This window comes from Virgibacillus sp., assembly GCF_013393565.1.
Lineage (GTDB): Bacteria > Bacillota > Bacilli > Bacillales > Amphibacillaceae > Virgibacillus > Virgibacillus dokdonensis.
Map to the genome: position 1 here is coordinate 48,333 of NZ_JABXHF010000018.1, position 9,793 is coordinate 58,125.

Consider the following 9,793-nt stretch of genomic DNA (forward strand, 5'->3'; position numbering starts at 1 on the left):
ACGTATAGATTCAGGAAAATATCCGTATACTATACCAATATGTCTTTGGAGGATAAGCTATGATTTTTAAAAACAAATTATTGGATAATCACGATCAATTCCGTATGCACTATACAGATCCGGAATTCCATTTGAATATGCTAGATCGTTTTTTAGCGCTTCTCCCTCAGTCCCCACGGGAATATGTTGTTGTATCCATTGGGACAGACCGTTCTACAGGAGATGCTTTAGGACCGCTTGTTGGGAGTTTGTTTTCTGAGAAGAAACCGAGGCATATCTCTATCTATGGCACGTTGGATAATCCCGTTCATGCTGTCAATTTAGCAGATTATCTACATCAGATTGAGACATCATACCGACATCCTTTTATTATAGCCATTGATGCTTGTTTAGGAAAGCAACATTCTGTAGGAAAAATCATTGCAGGAAGAGGACCTATTAAACCTGGTGCAGCATTAAATAAACCGCTTCCTGCTATAGGAGATGCTCATCTTACTGGTGTTGTTAATGTGAGTGGATTTATGGAATACGCTGTTTTACAAAATACGAGACTGCAGATTGTTATGGCAATGGCCAAATTAATTGCCGACCTTTTAGATGAAGTAGATCAACGTTTAACATATAGAAAAAGAATGCCAGCTGTGGTTTCAACGACCATATAAGAATCATTCTCTTTGTGAAGCCCATGACAAGCGAGCTAATGCAAAAGTCAGAAATTCATTAATTGGACAATTTTTTCTTCCTCCAATTGATGCTCCCCTCTCGTCTCCTATACATATGGACTATAGATGGAACAAAAGGGATAGGTTATGCACACTATTCCTTTTGTTCTCTATAGGAAATCATAAGATTTTTTGGTTTATAGTATTAGAAAAACAAGGTTTTTTCAGCTATAGGAGAGTATAAGCCAAATTTTTCTAACTATGTTACCCTACATGTATAGTTACAAAAATAGTAGATACACAGAGTAAACGAAGCCTACCATTATAACAGCTGGTAATAGATTTCCTATTCTTATAGATGTAATATTTAATAGATTTAGTCCAATTGCTATAATTAATAAGCCGCCTACCCCTGTTACTTCAGTGATGAAACCATCCAAATATGCTTTAGGCACGATACCTTCTATTTGTGTAGCTAATAGAGCAATAGAACCTTGATATAATAGTACAGGAATAACTGATAATATAACACCAAATCCTAACGTTGTCGTCAATACTAAGGAGACAAAGCCATCTAGTATGCCTTTTGTTATTAAAACTTCATGATCTCCCCGCAAACCACTATCTAATGCTCCAATAATGGCCATTGCACCAATTACAAATATTAAAGAGGCTGTAACAAAACCTTGCGAAACTCGTGTATCATCTTCTTTAGAACCTAATTGATTGCCAACCCATTTTCCTAATTGATTTAAACGGTCTTCTAAGCGAAGCCATTCTCCTATAACAGCTCCCATTAGTAAGCTTAGTAAAACCACAATAATTTGTTCCGTAACAAAAGCCATTTGCAAACCAATTAATAAGACAGCTAAACCGATTCCTTGCATGATAGTCTCTTTATACCGCTCTGGAATTTTAGTGAATACTAAACCTAGTAAGCTGCCAATAATAATTAAAACTCCATTTATAATGGTACCATATAATGCTATTTTGTCCGCCTCCCCTATTTAAATATGTCACTGTTTCACGTGAAACAATTGTATGTAACTTACATTTATATGAAAACACGATTGTAGGAAAATTTAATCATAGCTCATGCATATTGATTACGAAAAAACTGTCTTCTCTTATCTAGTGCCTTTCAGCAAAGCAAATAAATTTTAGAAAAACAACGGCTATCACCAAAGTCTTTAGACAATAGCCGTTGTTTTTCTTATACTATAAACCCTGAAATTTCATACTTTCTTACAGTGTAAAACGAAAGACTGACAATATTGTCAGTCTCCCAAGTTCTTATTTCTACTGTTATCCAAGTCACAAATCAACTTCTAAAAACATGGAATCATTCATTTTCAAGCGTATCAATAATACGCTGTAAATCGTTATCGTTATAAAATTCTATCTCAATTTTACCTTTACGTTTGCCACGTTGAATGGTTACAGCAGTTCCAAACCTTTCTCTAAGAAAAGTTTCTCTTTCTTGAATAAATACATCTTTCTTTGGTTTTTCTTTTTGTTTTACAGGCTTTTCGTTCAATTGAACGATCAATTTTTCTACCTGCCTTACATTCAATTTTTCTTTTCGTATTTTTTGTACTAAGGCTTTAACTTTTGTTTTATCCTTCAGACCCAGTATAGCACGCCCATGTCCCATGGAAAGCTCTCCATTATTTATGTAGGCAATAACGGACTCTGGCAAAGAAAGCAATCGTACCATATTAGCGATGTGTGATCTACTTTTTCCTAAGCGTTTAGATAATTCTTCCTGTGTGATGTTTAATTCGTTCATTAAGTTAGCATACGCATGAGCCTCTTCGATAGGAGTTAAATCCTCTCGCTGCAAGTTCTCCAATAATGCCAGTTCCATCATTTTATCATCGGTTAATTCTTTAATAATGACTGGTATCTTATCTAATCCTGCCTCTTTAGCTGCACGATATCTTCTTTCTCCTACGACAATTTCATAGCCTTTAATGCTCGCTCGAACAATCAAAGGCTGAATAATACCGTACTCAAGAATAGATTCTTTTAACTCATCAATAGCGTCTGCGTGAAAAGTTTTTCGAGGCTGATATGGATTTGGACGGCACTCAGAAATAGCAATTTCCTCAATAACATCATCTTGTTTTTCCTCAACCTCTGGAAAGAAAGCATTAATTCCTTTACCTAACCCTTTCGCCATTGGCCATCACTTCCTTCGCTAACTCAAGATATACTTCTGCACCTTTTGACTTTGCATCATAAGTAATAATTGGCAAACCATGACTTGGCGCTTCTCCTAATCTTACATTACGTGGAATTATCGTTTGATAGACTTTGTCTTGAAAATATTTTTTCACTTCTTCAATAACTTGTAAGCCTAAATTGGTTCTAGCATCAAGCATAGTTAATAACACTCCTTCAATCATAAGTGTTTTATTAAGATGCTTTTGTACTAGTCTAATGGTGTTTAGCAACTGACTTAGTCCTTCCAAAGCATAATACTCACATTGTACTGGAATAATGACGGAGTCAGAAGCAGTTAGTGCATTTAAAGTCAATAACCCAAGTGATGGAGGGCAATCAATGATAATGTAATCATAGTCTAGCTTCAGATTCTCTAATGATTTTTTAAGCCGTATTTCTCTAGATATTGTTGGCACCAACTCTATCTCTGCCCCAGCTAATTGGATAGTAGCAGGTATAATATCTAAATTTTCAATCGTTGTAGAAATACATACTTCTTCCGCAGGTAACTCTTCTACAAGGACATTATAAATACAATGTTTTACATCTGCTTTATTTACACCTGTTCCACTTGTAGCGTTACCTTGCGGGTCAACATCTACAAGAAGAACCTTATTTCCTAAATGTGCTAAACAAGCACTTAAATTAACAGATGATGTTGTTTTTCCTACGCCACCTTTCTGGTTAGCGATGGACATTATTTTTCCCATGTTGACACCTACCTAAAACGATATACTATCTATTTTATCATTTTTTCTTCTAAATAGTTGACTAATTTCAATTTTGTTAGCGATTCGTAATTTTAGTAGACATAATTCTTAAGAAATACATGGATTGGCGTAAAAACACCGTCATTTTTCTTATAAGATAAACGTAAATAGTGAAAACACCCACCAGATGGGTATCCTGTAGAAAAACTGGCTTACCACCTTTTTTATGGCGGAGCCAGTTTTCTTATATTATAAATCAAAGGATCTTATCTTTTCCTATAGTACAATAAGTATAATCCTTTTCTTAAACGATATGGTGATTATTAAACTTAAATATATAAATGAATTATTTCTTCTTTGGAATTTTAATCGTGATTTGGTAATAATCTTCTAAATCTTGTTCATCAGACTCAACTTCAACACCTGTATCAGAAACCATGTTAAGGGATTGACGTATCGTATTCATTGCAATACGAATATCCTTATTAAAACCTTTTCGTTTAACTGTATTCCTTTTTGCCGTTTTTTCTTTTCGCTCATTCATTTTTGCTATTTTTTCTTCTGTTTGCTTTACATTTAAATGTTTTTCAATGATTTCTTGTAATAATTTAATTTGTTCCTCTTCATCACTTAATTTAATGAGGGCTCGAGCATGCCTCTCTGTGATATATTTTCCTAGCAATGCTTCCTGAACTGCTTGAGGCAATTTAAGTAATCGTAACTTATTTGCAATGGTTGATTGGTTTTTTCCTAATCGTTGAGCAAGTGCTTCTTGGGTTAAATCATGAATCTCTAATAATTGCGCATACGCTGTTGCCTCTTCGATAACCGTTAGTTCTTCACGTTGTAAATTTTCTATAAGCGCAACGGAAGCAGTCTCTGTATCCGTCATTTCTTTGACAATAGCAGAAATATGTTCCCATCCTAAGGACTCCACTGCTCGCCATCTTCTTTCCCCAGCAATAATTTCATAGTGTTGTTCTGTCTGGTCATTTTCAACCAATTGCCTAACGATAATTGGTTGGATCATACCATGTGTTTGTATCGTTTGAGCAAGTTCTTTTATCTTTTCTTCACTAAAAATTGACCTAGGCTGATAACGATTAGGTTTTATATTTTTAACAGGGATCTGTATCACTTCATTGGAGTGAATATCTATACCTGAATCGGAATCATTTTCCTGTTCAGGTTTATCACCGATTCCAAAAAAACGGTTAAAGGGCTTCACCATAATCCCACACCACCTCTAATATACTATTATAATATGATCTATGTATAAAATATAAAATGTTTCACGTGGAACATTTTATATGGAATAACTATAAATATTATAGCACAGGAAAAGCGCTTATAAAGGGAAACTTGTTTCTCTCTATCTTAAATAGAAGATAGATAAAGAGTAAGCGAAAAAGATATATACCTTACTAAATGAATAAATTGAATATTCAATCTATATAAACTCTCTCGATAATTTACGATACAGAGATATAACCTAAAATAGAACTCCTGTTACAGTTACTTATCTAACTATAAAAGTAGCAGTATAAGAAAAAACGCAGCAGCAAACTGCTAGCGCTATACAAAATTATTACTTAATCACAAACACATACATTGCCTTTATTTTACCATATATATAATAGGAAAAATACTCATTAATCAGTCGGGGTTTTTCATCCCCTTCATGGCTAGAGCAAATTAGATGCTGTTATCCCCCACTTCGACGCTTTCTTTCAATTAATACAGTAGGATCCTTACAGCACCTTCTATCCGGGATAGATCCTAACATTAGACATGTGTTTCACACTATTCAATTGGCTCTTTATTTGGAAGTCCAGCTTTTCGTGGATATTTTTTAGGTGTTTTTCTTGCTTTATATATTTCAATAATGGAGCGTTCACTTTCTTCCTCAGGCAAAGTAAACGTGTACATTTGTTTTAATTCCCCACCTAAAACCTCAATCGCAGGCTTAGCTAATTCTATCTCCTCCCCTGCTTTTGCACCTTTCATAGCCAAAAAAGTCCCTTGTTTTTTTGTTAGTGGCAAACAAAGTTCACTTAATACAGACATACGTGCAACCGCTCTTGCAGTTACTACATCAAAAGTTTCACGAAAAGCTGCATTTTTGCCCATGTTTTCGGCTCTGTCATGATAAAAGGCAACTTTTTCTAACGACAAAGCAGTGGATAATTCATTTAAAAAACCAATTCGTTTTTTTAATGAATCAACAATAGTAACTTCTAGATGTGGAAAGCAAATTTTTAACGGGATACTAGGGAAACCCGCTCCTGCACCAACATCACAAATCGATTGCACATGATTAAAATTAAAGTAAAACGCTGCACTTATTGAATCATAAAAATGCTTTAAATAAACATCGGCCTCCTCCGTTAAACCAGTTAAGTTAATTTTTTCGTTCCACTCCATTAATGTTGTGTAATAAATGGAAAATTGTTCCTTTTGATATGCGGTTAACTTTATTCCCTTTTCCTCTAATACTTGAAAAATTTGTTCTCGTTTCATGGTTCTACTCCTTATTTAGATAAAAGCAGACTTAGCTACTTATAAGCTAAATCTGCTTACTATCATTAATTAGCCAGACGTACTATATTTCCTTGCTCCATATAAACAACTAAAATAGATATATCAGCTGGGTTTACTCCAGAAATACGCGATGCTTGCCCGACAGAGAGTGGACGGACTTTTTTCAGCTTCTCTTTCGCTTCTGTAGCTATACCACTAATTGCATCATAATCAATATCTTCTGGTATTTTCTTTTCTTCCATTTTCAGCATGCGTGCTACTTGATCATTCGCCTTTTTAATATATCCCTCATATTTAATTTGAATACCGACTTGTTCCGTAACATCATGTGGAAGTGACGGATCCGCATGAATAATTGGTGCTAATAAGTCATACGACAGCTCTGGTCGCTTTAAAAGATCATATGCTTTTACAGCTTCCTTCATCTTTGATGCCCCAGCTGTTTCTAAAAATGCATTTACTTCCTCTGTAGGCTTAATGATTAATTTTTGCAATCGTTTCTTTTCTTCTTCTACGAGGCGATATTTTTCCTTAAATGCTGCATAACGCTCTTCCGTAATTAAGCCTAGCTCATAGCCTAGCTCTGTCATACGAAAGTCAGCATTGTCATGTCTTAATAGTAAGCGATACTCTGCACGGGATGTTAATAGTCGATACGGTTCATTTGTCCCTTTTGTCACTAAATCATCTATAAGCACACCAATATAAGCTTGTGATCGATCTAAAATGACTGGATCTCTCCCCCATACTTTTGCAGCGGCATTAATACCAGCCATAATCCCTTGAGCTGCTGCCTCTTCATAACCAGAAGTACCATTAATTTGCCCCGCCGTAAATAAACCGGGGATTTTCTTTGTTTCCAATGTCGGCCATAGCTGTGTTGGCACAATTGCATCATATTCAATCGCATAGCCAGCTCGCATAATTTCTGCATTCTCTAACCCTTCTACACTTCTTACCATGCCATGCTGTACCGATTCAGGTAAAGAAGTCGATAACCCTTGTACATACACTTCTTCTGTATCTCTTCCTTCTGGCTCTAAGAAAATTTGATGGCGAGGCTTGTCGTTAAAACGGACAATTTTATCCTCAATAGACGGACAATATCTCGGACCTGTTCCACGTTTCATTCCAGAATACATAGCAGAAAGAGAGAGGTTCTCATTGATAATTTCATGCGTAAATTCATTCGTATACGTTAACCAGCATGGAATTTGATCTGTAATATATTCTGTTGTTTCATATGAAAAACTGCGGGGTGTCTCATCTCCCGGTTGGATTTCTGTTTTTGAATAATCAATCGTATGGCTATTTACACGTGGAGGTGTACCTGTTTTAAACCGCGTAATTTCAAAACCTAGTTCTTCTAGGTTTTCGGACAATTTAATCGTTGGTCGTTGATTATTTGGGCCACTTTCATATTCCAAATCTCCCATAAGCACTTTCCCTCGCATAAACGTTCCTGTCGTAATAATGACGGTTTCTGCACGATAGAAGGCATTGGTTTCTGTAACAACTCCCTTACAGACACCATCTTCAACTACTAAACGATCTACCATTCCTTGGCGCAATGTAAGATTTTTCTCATTTTCTACAATATTTTTCATTTCCTTAATATACATAGGTTTATCCGCTTGCGCCCGAAGCGCTTGAACGGCAGGCCCTTTTCCTGTATTCAACAAACGCATTTGAATATGCGTTTTATCAATCACTTTACCCATGACACCACCTAGTGCGTCAATTTCCCTTACAACGATCCCTTTTGCTGGTCCTCCAATAGAAGGATTACATGGCATAAATGCGATCATATCTAAATTAAGTGTGAGCATTAATGTTTTTGCTCCCATTTTAGCAGCCGCAAGCCCAGCCTCTACACCTGCATGACCTGCACCGACCACGACTACATCATAATGTCCTGCATCATAAGTCATTGGTCTCATCCTTTCTAAATTAAAGTAACTTTATTTTCCGAGACAAAATTGTGAGAAAAGCTGATCAATAAGGCTGTCACTTGCAGTATCCCCGATGATTTCACCTAGTAATTCCCACGTTCTTGTTACATCTATTTGTACGACATCTAACGGTAGTCCAAGTTCTAGGCCTTCCATCGCATCTTCTAAAGCTTGTTTGGCTTGTTTCAACAGTTGAATATGACGGACGTTCGAAACATATGTGAGGTCGCCCGTATCTATATCACCAGCGAAAAAAGTTTTTGCAATGGCTTCTTCTAAATCATTTACCCCTTCTTCTTGTACCAAGGAAGTAATAACAATTGGTTTTCCGCCAGCCAATTCATAGACACGGTCTAAATCTAACTTTTGCTCTAAATCCGTTTTATTAATAATAACGATATAATCTAAGCCTTCTATTGCTTTAAATAACTTTTCATCTTCTTCTGATAACACGTCATTATAGTTTAGTACAAATAAAATTAAATCTGATTCTTTTAGTACTTGACGAGATCGTTCTACGCCAATTTTTTCAACAATGTCTTCTGTTTCACGAATCCCAGCGGTATCTACTAACCGTAAAGGAACCCCTCTTACACTAACATATTCTTCAATAATATCGCGAGTGGTTCCTGGAACTTCTGTAACAATTGCTTTATTCTCTTGAACAAGTGTATTCATTAGTGACGACTTGCCAACATTTGGTCGTCCTATAATCGCTGTTGCTAAACCTTCTCGTAAAATCTTGCCTTGTTTCGCCACTTGTAGAAGCTCAACAACTTCTTTATACACCTCTTTTGATTTCGTGCGCATCATATCATGGGACATTTCTTCGACGTCATCATATTCTGGATAATCAATGTTAACCTCTACATGTGCCACTGTTTCCAACAAATCTTGGCGTAAACGACGAATAAGCGCAGATAAGCGGCCATCCATCTGCTTTAATGCAACGGACATGGCTTTATCTGTTTTCGCTCGAATAAGATCCATCACTGCTTCTGCTTGCGATAAATCAATTCTCCCATGTAAAAAAGCACGTTTCGTGAATTCACCAGGCTCAGCTAGTCTAGCTCCTTGGCTTAAAATAATTTCCAATACACGGTTAACCGCAACCATTCCCCCGTGACAATTAATTTCTACAACATCTTCACGGGTAAACGTTTTTGGTGCTCGCATAACTGAAACCATAACTTCCTCGGCAACCTCTTTTGTCTCAGGATCGATTATTTTCCCGTACTGTATTGTATGTGAAGCCACATCACCTAAATTTTTTCCTTTAAAAACATTAGCTGTGATGGAAATAGCCTCAGGGCCGCTTAAACGAACAATTGCAATTGCCCCTTCACCTATTGGTGTTGATATAGCTGTAATTGTTTCTGTTTCCATTGCTAATCACCTCCAACCTATACATGAATATCTATATGAAGTGCGTTTTTTTATCGTCACTAACTTAATAGAATATCACAAAACACAGTTATCCACAACCTATTTTTTCTTCTTCGTTTCCACTAGCGTTGCATAAACTTTTTATAAAGTAGTCAAGAAAAAACAACTTGTGTCAATACTAAGAATAACAGGAATTATCAATACAAAAACGCATAAAAAAACCTTATAATTAGGGTATGGTAGTCCTGTCCAAATCCCAAATTATAAGGAGTCTTTCATGGACAATCATACCATAAAAATGGTATTCAAGGAATAC

The 9,793-nt window shown here is 36.0% G+C and carries 8 protein-coding genes; 1 reads left to right on the plus strand and 7 read right to left on the minus strand.

Translation table 11 applies throughout. The features are described 5' to 3' along the window. Positions 1–59 precede the first annotated feature (59 nt). On the plus strand, positions 60–662 hold the full coding sequence (yyaC, locus tag HLX49_RS05670; RefSeq protein ID WP_077702075.1) for a spore protease YyaC: 603 nt from the start codon (positions 60–62) through the stop codon (positions 660–662). 281 nt (positions 663–943) lie between these two features. Here the strand turns inward: yyaC and HLX49_RS05675 are convergent, their stop codons facing one another. From HLX49_RS05675 to mnmE, 7 genes are all read right to left on the minus strand, one after another. After that, on the minus strand, positions 944–1,651 hold the full coding sequence (locus HLX49_RS05675; RefSeq protein WP_077702076.1) for a DUF554 domain-containing protein: 708 nt from the start codon (positions 1,649–1,651) through the stop codon (positions 944–946). 353 nt (positions 1,652–2,004) lie between these two features. Next, a complete protein-coding gene (locus HLX49_RS05680; protein ID WP_077702077.1) occupies positions 2,005–2,844 on the minus strand; it encodes a ParB/RepB/Spo0J family partition protein in 840 nt (279 codons plus the stop codon). After that, on the minus strand, positions 2,825–3,598 hold the full coding sequence (locus HLX49_RS05685; RefSeq protein WP_077702078.1) for a ParA family protein: 774 nt from the start codon (positions 3,596–3,598) through the stop codon (positions 2,825–2,827). The genes HLX49_RS05680 and HLX49_RS05685 overlap by 20 nt, the downstream gene beginning before the upstream one ends. 346 nt (positions 3,599–3,944) lie before the next feature. Beyond that, a complete protein-coding gene (gene noc, locus HLX49_RS05690; RefSeq protein ID WP_077702079.1) occupies positions 3,945–4,829 on the minus strand; it encodes a nucleoid occlusion protein in 885 nt (294 codons plus the stop codon). A gap of 572 nt (positions 4,830–5,401) precedes the next feature. Continuing rightward, the gene (rsmG, locus tag HLX49_RS05695; RefSeq protein ID WP_077702080.1) at positions 5,402–6,118 is read right to left on the minus strand and encodes a 16S rRNA (guanine(527)-N(7))-methyltransferase RsmG; all 717 of its coding nucleotides are present in this window, start codon (positions 6,116–6,118) and stop codon (positions 5,402–5,404) included. 65 nt (positions 6,119–6,183) lie between these two features. Continuing rightward, positions 6,184–8,070, minus strand: a complete 1,887-nt coding sequence (mnmG, locus tag HLX49_RS05700) for a tRNA uridine-5-carboxymethylaminomethyl(34) synthesis enzyme MnmG (protein ID WP_101933107.1) — start codon at positions 8,068–8,070, stop codon at positions 6,184–6,186. Positions 8,071–8,100: 30 nt separating this feature from the next. After that, on the minus strand, positions 8,101–9,477 hold the full coding sequence (gene mnmE, locus HLX49_RS05705) for a tRNA uridine-5-carboxymethylaminomethyl(34) synthesis GTPase MnmE (protein WP_077702082.1): 1,377 nt from the start codon (positions 9,475–9,477) through the stop codon (positions 8,101–8,103). Positions 9,478–9,793 lie beyond the last annotated feature (316 nt).